At 47.0% G+C, this 18317-nt stretch carries 12 protein-coding genes; 6 read left to right on the top strand and 6 right to left on the bottom strand.

Annotation, left to right across the window (positions count from 1 at the left end; translation table 11 throughout):
• The first annotated feature begins 27 nt into the window (after positions 1-27).
• Both coaD and MC7420_RS20775 read left to right on the top strand, forming a co-directional pair.
• Positions 28-582, top strand: coding sequence for a pantetheine-phosphate adenylyltransferase (gene coaD / locus MC7420_RS20780; protein ID WP_006102623.1), 555 nt, complete (start codon positions 28-30; stop codon positions 580-582).
• Entirely contained in the window at positions 489-1208 is a 720-nt protein-coding gene (locus MC7420_RS20775) for an ATP synthase F0 subunit B (protein WP_044208624.1), read from the top strand. The genes coaD and MC7420_RS20775 overlap by 94 nt, the downstream gene beginning before the upstream one ends.
• 28 nt (positions 1209-1236) lie before the next feature.
• On the opposite strand, the gene MC7420_RS20770 is transcribed toward MC7420_RS20775, so the two are convergent.
• Positions 1237-2025 carry a hypothetical protein gene (locus MC7420_RS20770; RefSeq protein ID WP_044208621.1) on the bottom strand — a complete coding sequence of 263 codons (789 nt, stop codon included), beginning with the start codon at positions 2023-2025 and terminating at the stop codon, positions 1237-1239.
• 707 nt (positions 2026-2732) lie between these two features.
• Between MC7420_RS20770 and gndA the strand changes: the two genes are divergently transcribed.
• A complete protein-coding gene (gene gndA, locus MC7420_RS20765) occupies positions 2733-4148 on the top strand; it encodes an NADP-dependent phosphogluconate dehydrogenase (RefSeq protein WP_006102718.1) in 1416 nt (471 codons plus the stop codon).
• A 387-nt stretch (positions 4149-4535) separates the two neighbouring features.
• On the opposite strand, the gene MC7420_RS41695 is transcribed toward gndA, so the two are convergent.
• Positions 4536-6554, bottom strand: coding sequence for a hypothetical protein (locus tag MC7420_RS41695; RefSeq protein ID WP_198016513.1), 2019 nt, complete (start codon positions 6552-6554; stop codon positions 4536-4538).
• Between the two features lie 426 nt (positions 6555-6980).
• Positions 6981-8942: an iron uptake porin gene (locus MC7420_RS20755; RefSeq protein WP_006102747.1), complete on the bottom strand. Its 1962-nt coding sequence runs from the start codon at positions 8940-8942 to the stop codon at positions 6981-6983.
• A gap of 665 nt (positions 8943-9607) precedes the next feature.
• Between MC7420_RS20755 and MC7420_RS20750 the strand changes: the two genes are divergently transcribed.
• A complete protein-coding gene (locus MC7420_RS20750; RefSeq protein ID WP_006102710.1) occupies positions 9608-9820 on the top strand; it encodes a DUF2839 domain-containing protein in 213 nt (70 codons plus the stop codon).
• A gap of 340 nt (positions 9821-10160) precedes the next feature.
• Entirely contained in the window at positions 10161-10544 is a 384-nt protein-coding gene (locus MC7420_RS20745) for a DUF1815 family protein (protein WP_044208617.1), read from the top strand.
• 143 nt (positions 10545-10687) lie between these two features.
• Here the strand turns inward: MC7420_RS20745 and pdhA are convergent, their stop codons facing one another.
• Positions 10688-11719, bottom strand: coding sequence for a pyruvate dehydrogenase (acetyl-transferring) E1 component subunit alpha (pdhA, locus tag MC7420_RS20740; protein WP_006102809.1), 1032 nt, complete (start codon positions 11717-11719; stop codon positions 10688-10690).
• Positions 11720-11870: 151 nt separating this feature from the next.
• Between pdhA and MC7420_RS20735 the strand changes: the two genes are divergently transcribed.
• Positions 11871-14207 (top strand): IMS domain-containing protein, encoded by a 2337-nt coding sequence (locus MC7420_RS20735; protein ID WP_006102761.1) that lies wholly within the window; start codon positions 11871-11873, stop codon positions 14205-14207.
• A 152-nt stretch (positions 14208-14359) separates the two neighbouring features.
• Here MC7420_RS20735 and MC7420_RS20730 read toward each other — a convergent pair whose 3' ends face one another.
• Together MC7420_RS20730 and MC7420_RS20725 are read right to left on the bottom strand one after the other, a co-directional pair.
• Positions 14360-16093 (bottom strand): iron uptake porin, encoded by a 1734-nt coding sequence (locus tag MC7420_RS20730; protein ID WP_006102742.1) that lies wholly within the window; start codon positions 16091-16093, stop codon positions 14360-14362.
• A 369-nt stretch (positions 16094-16462) separates the two neighbouring features.
• Positions 16463-18307: an iron uptake porin gene (locus MC7420_RS20725; RefSeq protein ID WP_044208695.1), complete on the bottom strand. Its 1845-nt coding sequence runs from the start codon at positions 18305-18307 to the stop codon at positions 16463-16465.
• Between the last annotated feature and the right edge of the window lie 10 nt (positions 18308-18317).

The following is an 18317-nucleotide window of genomic DNA, read 5'->3' as shown; positions in this document are numbered from 1 at the left end:
CTCAGTACCCCTCCAGATGTCTCTGTCGTGATTGCAATTTATCCAGGCAGCTTCGATCCGATCACTCTAGGACACCTCGATATCATTGAGCGTAGCTGTAAACTCTTTGAAACCGTCATTGTTGCCGTACTCCGCAACCCGAGTAAATCGCCATTGTTTACAATACAAGAGCGAGTACAACAGATTCGTGGCTGTACCCAGCATCTCTCGAATGTCGAAATCGATAGCTTCACAGGTTTGACTGTGGACTATGCCAAACTCAAGAATGCTCAAGTCTTACTGCGGGGACTACGGGTGCTGTCAGACTTTGAGAAGGAACTCCAGATGGCGCATACCAATCAAACCCTCTGGGATGAAATAGAAACCGTTTTTCTCGCCACGTCTAACGAGTACAGTTTTTTAAGTAGTAGCGTAGTGAAAGAGATTGCCAAATTTGGCGGATCTGTTAACCATCTTGTTCCCCCGCAGGTTGCCCTAGATATTTGCCGATGTTACGCCCAGAGTCATCCCGCATCGAACCCAACCAACTCCCAGAACCCAACCCCCCAGAGAAACGCCTTTCCTCTGGAACCCCCGATGTAGATATCCAGCGAGAACTCACTAAGCTAGAGGAGATGCTGTTTGATAGCCCACACATCCCCTTGACCAAGTACACGTTGATTGATGAAGAAGCGTTCTTAACCCAATTGGATGTAGTGCGGGCGAGTCTACCAGAGGCGTTTGAAAAATCTCAAAAGATTGTTCAGCAAGGGGAAGATATTCTCCTACAAGCGGAAGACTATGCCCAAGAAATCCTAGAAGCCGCTGAACGACAAGCTCAACAGATTCTGGATGACATGGGGATTGTGCAACAAGCAGAACTCGAAGCCAAGCAAATCCGGCAACGGGTTCAGCAAGAGTGTGAAACGCTGCAAGAACAAACCCGGACTGACATTGAACAGATGCGCCGCCAAGCCCAGCAGGAATTGGCACAACTGCGCCAACTCGCACTCGAAGAATGCGAAGACATTCAAAACGGTGCGGATGATTATGCTGATTCTGTACTCAATAGTATCGAGCAACAGCTTACTGACATGCTGAGGGTGATTCGCAATGGACGTCAGCAACTTTACCAGGATGTACCACCCGGACAACCGCAAGATAAAGACGGGATTGGCGGATCTGGGTCTCGTTCATCCTCAGCGTCACCGAAAAAGAAGGGTGGGTAAGGGTTGAGGGTTGCCCCTCTTCCCGTTCCTAAGAACCTTGATTTAGAGGAATAAACTGATCATGGAGACTGACTAACCCGTCACCATAGATAACTTTGATTTCATGCTCACGTCCATTTTGTCCAGAAATAGTATAAAGAAACTGCTGACGCTCAGACTCTACACCAATAAACTGATAATTGAGTGAGTCTAAAGAGAATAAATCCTTGTATTGTGATATGATTTCCCTCAACTCGTCTTGACTAAACAAGGTTTCCTCAATATTCAAAACTCTGCTCAGCTTGTCAATGTCTTGGCTTTGAATGGCATCTATATACCGTTCTACTAAACGGTTAGCGTAAACGGAATAGAGCAAAAATGGATCATCTAACCGAATGCTTTGGTCTTGATAAACAGCAATCTGTTTACTAATTCCCTGATTGTTAGCGATGCGGTAATTAAAGCGTTGAATCGGGGTTTGATTGCCTGTTTCACCGAGTTGTTCAACACCCAGACGCTCAAAATCAGTTATCTCTTCCCCTTGAAAATAAGCCCGATAATGGTTGAGTGCCGCTTGCACATTTTCAGGGGCGCGATCGCGTTCCATCAAGTAGGGCATAAAGAAGTTAACATTTTCCTGATTAATTGCCTGAATTGTGGCAGCAATTAACACATCAGCTTCTGTGAGTGTTAGGGATTTAGTCGTTTGAGCATCGGGAACTTGAGTTATGGTTTTTGGTGGTACTGTTTCCCCTTGACTAGAAACTGTCTCGGCTTGAGAGCATCCAAAAAAGAGAACGCTGCACAGACTAACTATCAAAACGATAGACTTATTCATACTCGAATCGGGTAAAATGTTTAAGGTCGCCAAATCTTCGTCGTTGGCGCAACGACTACTAATAATTATCCATCTGGACTCAACTGAACTCCGGGCAAACTAATGTCAGATTCAATTTGAGTATAAGAAGAATGATTTGATTATGAGGCTATCTGTTTCTCCAGGAATTTAACTTCCCCCATCCGGCTCATACTTTCGGGTAAGCTCAATAGTCAGGAGTTAACCCAAGACTGCTCAGATAAGCTCTAATTTAATTTTTTTCCAGACGTTCCACCACAACGTCTCTACAACCCCTACTTCCCATTCCCGGTTAAGGATTCCCCACACTCAACCGTCAACTCGAATTTTGTCTGACGACTTAACTTTGGGCTGATATTATTAAGTCTTGTTTCTCTAATATTTTCCCCACACCCCACACCCCATACCCCACACCCTGTCTCTACCAAGGTCTATTGCACCCAATCGAGAAGTGCTATAAAGCTTCTGGGTTTCTTACTTAATTTTTGGCAAGAATGCGCCAGCCCCCACAAAAATCCTGTCTTCTGCCTTGTTTCCACCTCTAGCGAGATTATCCGGTTTGAGGTTTTATGTATCCTAGTTGAGGCATACTCATAATGCAAATATTACAAGATTTCACCAAAGGGCAGGCTACCCTGTAGGGGAAATAAACACGATTACACGTTCAATTACATTCTGACGAGAGATATATGACACAACCAAGCTTCGGAGTCATCGGTTTAGCTGTGATGGGAGAAAACCTAGCGCTCAATGTGGAAAGTCGCGGGTTTCCAGTGGCGGTGTATAACCGGACTAGCTCAAAAACGGAAGACTTTATGGCAAAGCGTGCCTCGGATAAAAATGTCACCGCCGCCTATTCTCTGGAAGAGTTTGTCAAAACCTTGGCACGTCCCCGCAAAATCCTGGTTATGGTTAAAGCGGGCAAACCCGTTGATATTGTCATCGATCAACTTAAACCTCTGCTCGAACCGGGCGATATGATTATCGATGGTGGGAACTCCCTCTACGAAGAAACCGAACGCCGCACCAAAGACTTAGAAGCCACGGGACTCGGCTTTGTCGGGATGGGGGTCAGTGGTGGCGAGGAAGGAGCGCTCCATGGTCCTAGCTTGATGCCAGGAGGCACGGATACGGCGTATCAAGAGTTAGAACCGATTTTGACCAAAATCGCTGCTCAGGTGGATGATGGACCCTGTGTCACCTACATTGGTCCTGGGGGTGCAGGTCATTATGTGAAGATGGTGCATAACGGGATTGAGTATGGCGATATGCAGCTCATTGCCGAAGCTTATGATTTGCTCAAACATGGCTTAGGATTGGATCACAAGCAGCTTCATCAGGTGTTTTCCGAATGGAATACAACCGATGAGCTAAATTCCTTTTTAATTGAAATTACGGCGGATATCTTCAAGTACATTGATCCGGATACGAATCAGCCGTTGGTTGATTTGATTCTGGATTCTGCCGGACAAAAGGGAACTGGACGCTGGACGGTGGTTAGTTCTCTGGAATTGGGTGTCCCGATTCCCACGATTTATGCAGCGGTGAATGCGCGGGTGATTTCGTCCTATAAACAGGAACGAGTCGCGGCGGCGAAGGAACTAATCGGGACGACGGGCAACTATGAGGGAGATAGCCAAGCCTTTATCAATAAAGTCCGTGATGCGCTTTATTGCTCAAAAATGTGTTCCTATGCTCAAGGCATGGCATTGTTGGGTAAGGCTTCGGAGGAGTTTAATTACAACCTGAATTTGGCAGAAACTGCCCGGATTTGGAAAGGGGGTTGTATTATTCGGGCAGGATTCCTGGATAAGATTAAAAATGCCTTCAATGAGAATCCGAAACTGCCGAATTTATTGTTAGCGCCGGAGTTTAAGCAAACGATTCTGGATCGCCAGGATGCATGGCGGGACGTGCTAGTAGCTTCTAATCAGTTGGGAATCCCGGTTCCAGCGTTTAGTGCGTCATTAGATTACTTCGACAGCTATCGGCGCGATCGCTTACCGCAAAACCTGACCCAAGCCCAGCGCGACTACTTTGGCGCTCATACTTATGAGCGAACCGATAAGGAAGGGGTTTTCCATACCGAATGGGCGCAGTCATAGAGATATGATCCGCGTCGGTTAAAACTGACAGCTTGCACCATTTTTAGTCAGCGCCGACAGCCGCCCGGAGCCCGGAGTTCAAACTCCGGGCTAATAGCTTAAGTCCATTAAAATGGACTACTGCCTTCCCACAATATAATTAGGTACTGTTCATGGCTGAAATACCTATCAGCGCTAGGTTTTATAGCTGTCGCCATAAAGGTTAGGACTTTCTTTAACGGCTGAAACGAGAAGGTATCAGTAAGAACCCTTCTGCCTTCTACCCTGGAGTCTTCCGCCTTTTGCGATAACTTATGACTTTTGACTTTGCGATGAATTTGAACGAGATAGGTAGGGGTAGCAATACCCCTACACTCATCTCAGAAGACACTTATTCTTTAGCCGCCCTTACGGATTGACTCGCTCTCCAGGTGTCCGTCCGCCTTCATCGTTGCTACCACCACGAGGTTGGGAGTTACCAGGATCACCACCTTCTGCACCATTGCCAATCCCTTGGTTGAAGTTGCGATTCATATTACCCTGCGCTTGGTCATCGTCATCATCGTCATCATCGTCATCATCATCGTCATCATCATCGTCATCGTCATCGTCATCGTCATCGTCATCTTCCATTTCCATGTCATTATCGGTGTCATCTTCCGTGTCACTATCGGTGTTGGTATTCTCCTCTTCCATGTCCATCGCGGTATCCTCTTCATCGACAATAGTGTCGAGTTCCTCATCAGAAATCTGACGCAGACCAACCAACCCGGGGAAGCAACGACTGCTCGGACCAACCATCTTGTAGCCTTGGCGACCTAAAGCACGACCGCGACTGGTGCGAGTCGCGACAAGATAACGTTCACCACCACTCTCTGTATAGTTCACTCTTACTCGCCCTTGAGCAGTACTGGCACTGGTGAAGCGAATAGAGTTGGAGACTTCGTATTGAGTTTCTGCTGTGCTGGAATAGCCAGAGAAAGAGACTAGGTTTGTATTTGCAGAGTTGGCAGACGTTGCTGATGTCATCATCGTAGAACCGGAGCCGCTAGCTGCTGCTGTAGCCACTGCTGATCCCGAACCTGTGCCATTGAAAATGATGAAGTCACCCCAACCACCATTTAACTGTATGTCGCTGCCTGTAATAAATAGGGTGGTGTTAGCGAAGTCGATGTTACTGTTGATATTGATGCTACCACCACATAAATTACAAACAAAATTACTGTCATCGTTATCATTGGGGTTGGAATATTCATAGCCTCCGCTGTCGCTACCGCTAAAATCATCCCGGTTGATGGAACCCAATCCAGCCGTCGCATAGAAACTGACAGAACTACTTTCTCCTTCCAGTTTGCTGCCATTCTGCTCAAACTCAAACTTGGTTTTTCCATCACCATTGCTGGCAAAGGCAATCCCACCAGAACTGAATATTGAAGTGAAACCTGAGATTTCACCATCCTCTTCTTTCCCTTTAATTTTAAAGTCTGTGGCGACAGTTGAATCTAATTGAGCCGTTGAATCAATGGATACATCACTGAGACTAACATCTACAGCACCCACATCTGCCTCAATTTTAAACTTGCCGCTCGCTGCCTCACCCTCAATCTTAAATTTTTCGTTCGTTGATCCAACAAAGCGAACTTCACCATCACTAACGTCAAAGTCAGTACCCGCTTCTGGTATTACCTCCTCACCTTCAAACTCAAATTTGAGCTTGCTCACCAGAAAAGATTCAGACTCAGGGGACATACCACCCATCGCGTCAGTGAGTTGATAGCTCGAAGGCAGATCAATCACACCACTATCTAGCGTGGCATTGAAGTTCCCAACCTGCAATTGCCCGTCGGTGGCAGAAAAACCGCTAGTGACAACATTTACATCGCTTACATTAGGCAAAAATACTAGGGGCGCAGCACCAAGGGTGTCAGGACTAACGAGGGCACCGATAAAATTGGAATTTGACGTAAACCCTGAATCACCGAGGGTAAAGTTCAGCACGGTGTCTGTATTGGCAAAACTCACCATCCCCATTGATGGTGTCATCGCCGCACCAGAAAGCAACCCTTGGAGTGTGCCAGAACCAGTAATTGTTGTCCCATCACTACTACCATCAAAGCTAGCTGCCGTTGGCACAAACGTTGCGGTTGAGCTTTGACCATTGGGTGTAACAATATCCAGAGTCTCTATCCCGACATCGAATAACGTTGCAGGTCCAGCAATCGGAGTTTGAGCATCGGTAACATTTCCTTCCACAAAAAAGGCGGCTTGACCTGTGATTTGACCCCCTGTTACCTCAGTAAAGTCCGCTCCCGTTTGCGGATTAGCCGTGGGTGGTGTTTGAGCATGAGCCAAAGGTGTCAGAACAACGCTTAAGCCACCAGCGATACCCAAGCCGACCATGTAACGAATTGACTGGAAAATCATCATTAAGACTCCAACAGTAAATAAACAAAACGAATCGAGGTATTTTGCATCAATTCTGACTTCGGAACCCAATCCCACCGCCTGGTTAATTCCGATTTAATCCCGAACAGAGTCAGATGGCGAAGTATTTCTAAGGAAAAGGGGAGAGAGTATCCTAAATTTTCGGTCTAGGTCAGAGGATGCAGGTTCCTGGCATGATTCAACCTGTCTTAACAACGAAGACGCTAGTCTCCAGGCACAGTTCCACTCCTGGGGCATCTTTACCAGAACTTTACAAAAAACCTTCATGACATAGTAGGCTGAAAACGTCTGACCGGATGCCCCATCGGAGAATTAGGAAGCCATTGGTGTTAACTGATGCCGACGCCAATGTAGAGACGTACTTTTGAAGCGTCTGGAATAAAGGTTTTGTGGTTTGCTCTTTCCTGCTTAGAAGGTAAATGTAGTCCGAATCGCACCAATCCCAATCGTATCGTTATCCGGATTGTGTCCTGGATCAAAAATGACAATGACTCCCGGCGTGATGCTGATATTATCAGCCACTTGCCAGCGGTAAAACAGCTCGACATGAGTCGTCGTTCCCGGTTGATCTCCCTCATCGCCAACCCCTCCATTACTGACGAAATCTGGGACATTTAGAGTTATAGGCAGATCACTGTCGGTAATTTTAGGTGGTTGACCCACATACAAACCCGCTAAATTTCCTTCACCAAAGAGGTCAGGCAAGTTCAGAAAAGCCATCCAGTTGAAGGTTTGCACATCTCCGGAACCGGCTTTGTAATTAGAATCCGTATAACCAAGCCAGCCGCCTAAGGTGAATTTCGGGGTAACTCGCCACTCCAAACCACTACCAAAAGCATTTGTATTCATCGGACCTCTGAGAAGTACATCTGACCCATCGAGTACAAAGCGACCTCTGATTACTTGATCATCCCCAACACCTGTTCCCAAAAGTCCAGAGGGAGTATAGGCATTGATGTATTGCAACGACAGATCCAATGTGTCTGTAGGAGAAGCGACTAACTGTACACCAGCTACAGTGTTTCCATTATCTCCACCAAAGAGACCATCATCAGGATCATCAGAGTCACTAGCTGAATAGACACCTTGTAAGCTCAGACGGGTGGCAATCTGCCAATCAAAGCCAATACCACCACTCCCATTGCCAATATTAATAATTGGATTACGCTGGGCAAAGCGAGACAGGGAACCAGAACCGGCGCTTTCGATCCGATTGACCCCCCGAAAGACGTTGACTGGGTTAACTCCTTCTGGTCCAACGATTACGGCAAAATTACTGCCAAAGAGTTGACGATAGTTAAGGTCAGTCAGTCGTAAATCATTATTGGTGTCTCCTTCATATCCCAAACTGATATAGTTCCTCAAACTGTTGCCCGTTCCACTACCGTCACCAGCTTGGAAACTGGTTAGTAAAAGACTCCGAGGACTCAACTGAGTAAACAAGCTTAACTGTACATTGTTAATCACATTGACATTGGTGTCTTCATCCTCAAATGTGCCAGTGCCAAATTCAAAGTCATTTTCCGTTCGCCCTTGCACACCCAGAATGGCTTGCCCAAAGATTTTAGTCGTCGTCGAAAACTGATTATCTTCTAAAAGTGCAGTCCGACCTTCTAGGTTATCTACCCGCGCCCCCAGGGTAGCGAGTTCTGCCTCAAACTCCAACACTAACCGCCGCAGACTTTCTAAATCCCCGGTGGGAAACTCAGTCCGACCCGCGATTAACCGCTCAATTTGCTGCATACAGGCGTTCACGCCAGCGGCAAATTCATACCGGGTCATTGCCCGATTACCCCGAAACGTGCCATCTGGATATCCGGCAATACAACCATACCGTTCCACCAGACTCCGTAGTGCCTCATACGCCCAGTCTCCGGGAGAAACATCTCTTAACTGAGACACATTGGTCACTTGATCCATCGGGTCAGATTCCTCTACCGCCTCTAATGGATCAACGAACAGGGGCTCAGAAACAGTGGGATCACTGCTGTCTTCCATTTCTGGTAAGGCTTGGGCTAAGTCTTGAACTTGGGTTTCCACAAAGGTGTCTTCGGACTCGATTAGGGAATCCGTTGACGTGATCATTCCGACTTCACTGGTGGTGGATACCTCTAGTTCAGTGATGATCTCTGCTTCCGTTACTGGGGTAGCTATCTCAACCGGAGAATTCACCAGTCCCGTTTCAGTTGACAGAAACAGTCCTGGGTCTACTCCTGACGTTTCAGTCAGCCGAGCCAAATCTGTCGGCTGTTGCTCTGAAGATTCAACAGGCGTTGCTTGCGCGGCAGAGAAGCTGGTCACCCAGCAACCTAAGGTGGCAAACATCAAGGCTGAAGACGCTGTTTTTCCCAAACGTCCATAAGTCGTCATAGTTTTATCACTCCTCAAAAAAACCACACTCGCCCTCGATTTTAGCTATAAAGAAGAGACAACTGTCAATTAGCTCTTTTTTCCTTAATCAAAGCTAAGTTTCCTTTTGTAGAAAGAGAAAAGGGTACGGGGAACAGGAAACGGGGAACAGGAAACAGAAACAAGGAATTGAGGACTTTGACAATTCTTAACCTAGTTAACAAAATTTATGTTCAGGTAATTAAGAGCGGGTTTTACCGATCGCGTTCGGTCGATGTCCGATAACTTGACTAGCGAGAGTCTTTCTAGAGGAACAGGACTATCTGTCAGGTAAGACCTGTCTGTGTACCTCACTTACTTGAAATATCTATACAACGACAGAGAGTCCGGAATTTCCTTAACCCCTTCTTAACCTGAAAGACTCCAACCCAAGTCCCCTCAACTGGCACTCCTGTCCCTTCCCGCCTTGAAGTACGGGGTTTATCGGCGGTTTCCCGATAGACTATTGATGAAAAATAATTATTAACTTAAGTAGGGTTGAGTTGCGGATTGGCTCAGGATTTCTAATCTAACGATCCCCGATCCCCGGAAAATTGTCATAGTTACTTGTCATTTCGTAAACTTATGCCAACCAAATCTCAGAAATAACGCTAAGATCGAATTCATTTAGTTGAGGAATGCAAGGAATGGGTGAAGCAAAACGTCGTAAAACTGCACTTGGAGACAAGTACGGTCAAGAGGCGAGACTCTTCCCCTGGCTCCCAATTAGTAAAAGTCAGGGTGAGCAGTTCGTCAAATTGACGACTAAGGGCGCTTGGATTGGCATCGGCTTACTCGTAGTCTGGTGGCTAACCGTGCGCTTTGTTGGACCGACATTCGGTTGGTGGCAAATCAATTAGCCAATTCCCACCGATGGACTAGGCGGCAATGGTTTCAGATTGAGTATCACCATTGTGACTGCTGATACAACTCATTAGGAATTTGTATCGGATAACTTGAGGATTACCCCCAATGACTTGAGCTACCTAGAGAGCAACTCGTCTGAAGTGGGCTAGAATCGTGGAGCCAGATCATCAAGCTAGAATTGCTCAAATCCCTAACTCTGTTAGTCAATTTGAGGAATCAGCCGAAGACAAGGCTTACTCATATTTTGCACTGACCCCTCCCAAAATAGAGTCTTAAATCCTTAAGTAAAGTATAAAATCTAATATTCGTAGGAAAGGTGTTTGGAGGATTAACGTGTTCATAAGACTTGCAGAGCAACATCGTCAATTTGTACGAGATTTAGTCATGAATCTTCAGGCTTTGGCGATCGTGCTAGAAAACCGAGGCTACTTGGCATCATGCTATACCTGCGGCAATCAAATGAATAGTGCCTCATTCATGGTTAGTCTGGGCGATAGTCACCTGATTCGTTTTTTGGTCTCCGATTACGGGATTACTTGGACGGAAATGCGCGACGATCGCGAACTGATGAAGCTAGAAGGGGCAGAAGCGATTAGCCAACTTCAGGACTTAGCGGATCTGGTCAAATACCAAATTCAACCGTCTGCTGAGGTTCGTTACACTCCAGCGCGATCGCCTGTTAACTCTGAGCGCGAATCGATTGAAATGATTGGTTGAGAGTCAGAGTGTTTGAAACAGCATGGTTTCTCTGTCTCAAGGCAAAATTTCAGGTAACGCTCGGCAAGGGGTTAAATGAGATGGTAAAAATTAATACCCTCTTGCCTATAGCGTTCACCAATGCCAGGTTGGGATATTATACCTCAATCTTCGGCAAAAATGTAACGATGTAATTCACTCTTGTCAGGTTCCGGACTGGTTTGAGCAAACTGTACCGCGTCATTGAGAACCTCTTGAATACGTTTGTCGATCGCCTTGAGTTCTTCTTCGTCGGCGAGATTTTGCTCAGTCAGATAGGCGGTTAACTTTTTTATTGGATCGCGAGTCATCCAAAAGTCCTTCTCTTCTGAGGTGCGAAGTTCATCCGGATCAGCCAGGGAGTGACCTCGGAAGCGATAGGTAAGGGCTTCAATCAAAGTTGGACCTTCACCAGCCCGCGCCCGGGCGACGGCTTCTTGGGCGACGGAGTGTACCGCCAGAACATCCATCCCATCCACTTCAATTCCCGGCATCCCAAAAACACTGGCTTTTTTATAGATTTCCGGCTGGGAGGTTGCCCGTTCGTGTGCCATGCCAATTGCCCATTTATTATTTTCCACCACATAAATAATCGGCAATTTCCACAAGGCTGCCATGTTCAAGCACTCAAAAAACTGACCGTTATTGCAGGCACCATCGCCAAAAAAGCAAGCTGTAACCTGATCAGCATTCGGATCACCCAAGCCGTCACGGTGATATTTTGACGTAAATGCCGCTCCTGTAGCCACGGGAATCCCCTCAGCGACAAAGGCAAACCCGCCCAAAAGATGATGAGGTTCTGAAAAGAGATGCATCGAACCGCCGCGTCCTTTAGAGCATCCGGTGGCTTTGCCAAATAACTCCGCCATCACCTCCCGTGGGGGAACACCTGCGCTCAAAGCATGGACATGATCGCGATAGGTGCTGCATACGTAATCATAATCCCGGCGCATTGCCCGAATCACCCCTGTAGACACGGCTTCTTGACCGTTGTAGAGGTGGACAAAGCCAAACATTTTGCCCCGATAGTACATCTCAGCGCACTTGTCCTCAAACAAGCGCCCTAAAACCATATCTTCGTAAAGCAGTAATCCTTCGTCTCTGGTGATTTGACCGTCTTGAACTTGAAACTTGGGTAACGTCCGTTCCTGAACCATGGCGAATCGAGTATCCTTGCAGGAATACTATACTGGTATTTGCGTGTTTTCAGTGAGGATGGGTGACTATTGTTTAGAATAACTATTATGTTAGGGATTCTATAGGTTAATATACATGAATTCAGTTGTTGCAGCGCTGGGGAAGTGAACCGTGCGAATTCCGCTCGATTACTACCGAATATTAGGATTGCCGATCCAGGCAACACCAGAACAGCTTCAAGTCGCCTATCGCGATCGCACTCTCCAACTTCCGCGTCGGGAATATTCGGAAGTGGCGATCGCGTCTCGCAAGGAGTTGCTGGATGAGGCGTATGCGGTTCTTTCTGACCCGGAACAGCGCTCAAGTTATGATGCTAGTTTTCTGGGGAAAACCTACAACCCAGAATCTAGCCCTTCGTTACCGTTAGAATCAACGGCGACGACTGAATCAACAGCCACAGAGACGATTGATCCCAATAATCCCAGCCTAGATATCAGCAAGGAACAATTTGTGGGCGCTTTGCTGATTCTGCAAGAACTTGGGGAATATGAACTCGTCTTGCAGTTGGGACAGCCTTACTTACACAGTCGTGACAGCATCAGTTTGGATAAAGGTCACTTGGGTGACCCGCAACTGGTGCGACCTGATATTTTCCTGACCCTGGCACTGGCGTGTTTGGAACTGGGGCGGGAACAATGGCAGCAAGGACGTTACGAAAATGCCGCCTTGTCCCTAGAAACGGGTCAAGAATTACTCCTGAGTGAGGGTTTATTTCCTACGGTGCGGGGCGAAATTCAAGCGGATCTCTATAAGCTGCGTCCCTACCGGATTCTGGAATTATTAGCATTACCCGATGAACAGATTGCCGAACGGCGTAAGGGTTTACAACTGTTGCAAGATATGCTACAGGAGCGCCAAGGAATTGACGGCAGTGGGGATGACCAGTCGGGGCTGAGTATTGATGACTTTTTGCGGTTTATTCAGCAGCTACGAGGGTATCTAACAGCCGCTCAACAACAAACCTTGTTTGAGGCAGAAGCCCGCCGCCCTTCAGCCGTCGCTACCTATCTGGCGGTTTATGCTTTGATTGCTAGAGGATTTGCCCAGCGTCAACCGGCTTTAATTGCCCGGGCGAAACAAATGCTAATGCGGTTGGGGCGGCGTCAGGATGTGCATTTAGAACAAGCCGTCTGTGCGCTGCTGTTGGGTCAAACCGAAGAAGCCAGTCATGCGTTGGAACTGAGTCATGAATACGAACCGTTAGCCTTTATTCGGGAACAGTCTCAAGGCGCTCCGGATTTGTTACCGGGATTATGCCTGTATGGAGAACGCTGGCTGCAAAATTCCGTATTTCCCCATTTCCGCGACTTGGCAGAACAAACCGCCTCGTTGAAAGACTATTTTGCTGATGAGCAGGTACAAGCCTATTTAGAGCAGCTACCGGAATCGACGCGAACGGCTAATAATGAATGGTCAGTGACGGCTCAGAAAAAAGCTTACACGACAACAGGCGCATCCACAGGTCGGAGTAACGGTCATTCCCGCGATCGCGAACCAGCAGTTGTGGGTTCATATAGCAGCAGAGAGCGCGATCGGGCAGCTCAGACAGCGAGTTTCGCAGGGGGGAGCGATCGCACTTCGGTATCTGGTGTTTCAACGTTACCCGCCAGCCAACGGGTTGCTTCAGCAACGAGTCGGGTAGGAGAACCTACAACTCAAGCCATTAATTCTTCTGGGGATTCACCAACAAACACGGCGGTTAAATCAGCGCCACCAGGACGTTCCACTAAAGTCCGATCAGAAGCAGAAGCCAGTCGAGTTCGTCCGGTGTCTGGGGTATCCACTCCGTCTGCTGAACCCGGACATCTGGATCAGTCCCCTCCAGGACGCCTGCAACGACTACCGGAACACCGCAAGGCAGCTAAAAACCGACGCTCTATCTTGCTGGTTATTGCTGGAGTAGTGGGTATCGGATTAATCGGGTGGTTGTTAATTGCTTGGATACAAAAAATCCAACAAAGTTTCTCTGCGCCAGCCTTAGAAGGTGAACAGCCCATGGTGGAACTGGCTCAACCTCCGATTCCGATTCCCGAAGCCGATAGTCAGTTAATCGCACCCGGAGGTCCGCTGACTCAAGATACCGCCCAGCAAGTGATTCAAACCTGGCTTTCGACGAAATCGCAAGTGTTCGGACCCGATTATCAAATTGATCGATTGGATCAAATTCTAGTTGATCCAGTTTTGTCTGTTTGGCGGAGACGGGCGCAAACCAATCAGCAACGGAACATTTATGCCCAGTATAATCACCAGGTTAAAGTAACATCCGTGCAAACGAATCCGGCTAATCCTGAGCAAGCGAAGGTAGAAGCAGCGGTTAAAGAAGAAGCCCGTTTCTATCAAAATGGTGAAATTAATCAGGCGCTTTCATACGATGATAATTTGCGGGTTCAGTATGAGTTGGTGCGTCAGGAGGGTCAATGGTTTATTAAGGGTATGGCGGTTAGGTAAAGTATTGTCATTTGTCATTCGTCCTTTGTCATTTGTCATACTTGCTTCTCGTGAAGCAAGCTACGTCCTTTGTTAAGAAAATTCTACTAGATACCCGACTTCTTCAAGAAGTCGGGTATCTTATTTAATATTGCTAACAATCTCTTGAATAATTAGAAACTAAACGTCGTCCGGATTGTGCCTACCCAAATATCATCATTTCCATCATCATGATTGGGATTCAAAATCACATAAGCTCCCGGTGTAATCAGGATATTATCCGTAAGCGGATATTGATACTGTGCCTCAATTAAGAAAGAGGTATCATCATCATCAAGACCACCATCGACATCAGTAAGTTTAGGCGGTATACCTGCAGCAACTGAAAAAGCAGCACCCTCTTTACCTAAGTCAAGGAAAGAGACATTCCCCATCCAAGTCCATAACTCAGCGTTATCCCCTTCTCGGTCACCCGCTTCAGCTTCTGCATTGATGTAACCACCCCAACCAGCAATGTTGATCTTCGGAGCCACCCGCCAGCTACCTTGAATGCCGAAACGTAGAGCAGAAGTGGCAATTTCGCCAAATGGTTCTTTTGCCAGTGGACTACCTGTACTACCTGACAAATTGACATCTTCTCCCGGATAGTAGGAATAGCCAAAGGCAAACCCTAAATCTAGTTTTTCTCCCAGGGCGAGATTCAACTGAGAAATAGCGGTGAAGTCTCCATCGAATACGCCATCCTTATCAAGTGGACTGTTACTTTCACCGGTTAAATAACCCAGATCTAAACTCAGGGAATCGCTAAACTGAATATTGGCACCCACGCCTTGTTCAGCATTATTCCGAAAGACAAAAGGATTGCGACGATTGAACCGATTTAAAGCACCCGTACCACTACTTTCAAGAATAGGGTTGTGGATTTCTGCGATGTCATTGAAATCAAAGCCATTAGCACCGACCAAAAGCCGGATTTTATCGCCCAAAGGGAAACGGTAGTATAAGTCATTGATTTCCACATCATTACCATCTTCACCAGTAAATGATTCAAACCCTTGACGAGACATTTCTGTTCCTGTCGCTTCATCAAACTCAGGCGTATTTCCGGCTTGTAAGCGAACTCTTAAGCGATCTTCGCCCATAAAGCTGGTATCAAAGTTTAAACGAGTCCGATTACTAAAGGTAAGATTGTCATCAACATCTTCATCGCTATCCGCTTTTTCATCCCCAAAGGCACTCGCCAGGTTAAAAATAACTTCCCCTTTCAGTTTAGTGGTAGTAGAAAACTGATTGTCTTCCAAAAACGCCACGCGCCCTTCCAGGTTATCTACCCGTGCGCCTAAGGTTGCTAATTCCGCTTCAAATTCCTGAATTAACCGCCGCAGGGTTTCTAACTCCGTCTCGTCAAAACCACCCGTGCCAATCAAACGCTCAATTTGGTTTAAACAGGCATTTAAACCCGCCGCAAATTCGTAACGAGTCAGGGCGCGATTACCGCGATAGGTGCCATCCGGATACCCAGCAATACAACCGTAGCGCTCAACTAAGCTTCGCAGCGCTTCATACGCCCAATCCCCTGGAGACACATCTCGCAGTTGACCCACGCTGGTTACTTGGTCAAGGGATTCAACTCCATTTTCACTACTGTAACGTTGAATTTGTTCTAATAGTTCCCGATTAGAATTAGTATTGGTCGGACTTAAGCCTGGGCTGACATCAGAAGCAATTTGTAGAGGATTAATCTTTACTGGAGTTTCAGATAACTGGCGGTTGAGTTCTGCTGTAGATTCGCGAGTGCTTGCTGTTGGATTAGGAATCTCTGCATCAGCATTGTTAGCAACAAATAGGGAGAGTCCAAGTAGGGCGGAACTGAGTTGCAGTGTTTTCCACACGAGCGTTGATTTCATTGATCCACGTTCCTCACACCGAAATAACGGTTAATGGGAAAACTATACAACACCATTGCAGCTATTAACAATAATTAAGTAGGGTGGGCTGTGCCACGCCAGCCTTAATTCAGTACCATTCCACCTACAATGCTTATTAGTTAATTTTTATCTAAAACAGTTGCTCTGTATCAGGCAACTGATCAAAGGTCTGAAGAATCTTTTGAGTTGATGCAGTCATGAGCTGTAATCCAGCATATATTTAGACCTTAGCATAGGCAATTACGCAAGCGATCGCGCTTATTAATATAAGGTTAGGATTAATCGGGGTACAGCATTGCTGTACCCCTACACCAGATGATTCAATTGTCAACGACAGCCGAGACAGGTTTAGAAACTAAAGACTGTTCGCAGCGTACCGACAAACTGGGTATCATTGTCATCATCATGCTCAGGATTGAAGATGACAAAAGCACCCGGAGTGATGGCGATATTATCAGTGAGTTGATAGCGGTAGAAGGCTTCTAGGTGATAGGACGTGTCGTTATCTTCACGAGCGGCTATATCGTTGTCTGTGGTTTTGGGTGGCATCCCAAATATAAAACCAAGTTTATTACCTTCACCACCAACGTCTAAAAGCGCTAAGTTGACAGCCCAGTTCCAAATATCGGCATCAGATCCTTCGTTAGCACCCGATTCGGCTTCAGCGTCTTGATATCCAATCCAACCACCAACAGAAAACTTGCCAAATAGTGCGTTGGCTTGGATTCCATAGGCATCAACCGAAGTCGCGGTATCGTTGTTACCAAAAGGATTAGATGCGAAGCTACTTCCTGTGCTTCCTGTAACGTTAACTGTACCACCATTGTAGAAGGAGTGCAGATAGGTGGCTGCTAATGAGATATTTTCAGTAGGTGTAAAGGCAATTTGACCTAGGGCTGCATAATTGCCGTCAAATATACCATTTTTGGCGGAAGGATCGCTGCCGCCCCCATCAGCAGGATCGCTGCCGCCCCCATCAACAACGTAACCAGCAGAGAGTGACAAGGCGTCACTGACGTTAAAGGTTGCGGTTATTCCAGGACCTCCTGTTTCAGCGCGATAGATGGGGTTGAAACGCCCAAAGCGTGAGATAGCACCACTACCACTACTAGCAAAGTAAGGATTGATCGGATCGATAACAGTATCTTGATACTCAACTCCCGTAGCGTCTATTTGCACGGAAATTTTTTCACCGAGAGGGAAGCGATACCACAGCTCATCGATGTCAACATCGTTACCGTTATCGCCATCAAACCCTAAGCGGGTCATGTTAGTACCCGTTAAATCCCCGCTAAATGAGCTAATATTGCGGGCTTGCAAACGAGTTCTCAAGCGATCTCTTCCGGTAAAACTCGTCTCCAAGTTCAAGCGCACCCGGTCAGCGAAAATTAGATTCGTTTCATCATCGCTACCAACAGCTTCAGTGGAATCACCGAAGGTGTCAGCCAAGGCAAAGATGACTTCCCCTTTCAACTTGGTTGTTGTTGAGAACTGATTGTCTTCCAAGAACGCCACGCGCCCTTCCAGGTTATCTACCCGCGCACCTAGGGTTGCCAATTCTGCCTCAAACTCCTGAATTAACCGCCGTAGGGTTTCTAAATCAGGAATTTCTCCGCCATCCCCAATTAACCGCTCAATTTGCTGTAAACAGGCATTCAAACCAGCGGCAAATTCATAACGGGTCAAGGCGCGATTGCCCCGATAAGTACCATCTGGATACCCGGCAATACAACCGTAGCGCTCAACTAAACTACGCAGCGCTTCATACGCCCAGTCCCCCGGAGAAACGTCTCGTAACTGACCCACGCTGGTTACTTGGTCAAGAGAGGCAGATCCTTCATTGCCATAGCGCTGGATTTGCTGCAAAATTTCTTGATTAGAGTTAACAGAGGTATCTCCAGCCGCCGGAACGGGTTCAGGGAAGGTACTATCTGCCAGTTGAAATGCGGGACTAACGGTTACGGTGGGTTTAGGCGTCTCCGTTGCTGGGATGGGTTCAGTCAGTGCTGCATCATCTAAAGTGGGACTGATTGATGCTGTCGGTTCAGCGTCCAAATTTATCGCGGCTGTAGACAGATTAGCAGCCGTCTGATGGGAATTTGACTCAGCCGCCGATGCACCAGTAGCGACGAATAAAGAGGCAACCAACAGGACAGGACTTGCCTTTACCGTTTTCCAGAATAGAGTTGACATAATCATAAAC

Source organism: Coleofasciculus chthonoplastes PCC 7420, assembly GCF_000155555.1.
GTDB classification, from domain to species: Bacteria; Cyanobacteriota; Cyanobacteriia; order Cyanobacteriales; family Coleofasciculaceae; genus Coleofasciculus; species Coleofasciculus chthonoplastes_A.
The sequence above is the reverse complement of the archived record's forward strand: the minus strand, read 5'-3'. Positions and strand labels throughout refer to the sequence as shown.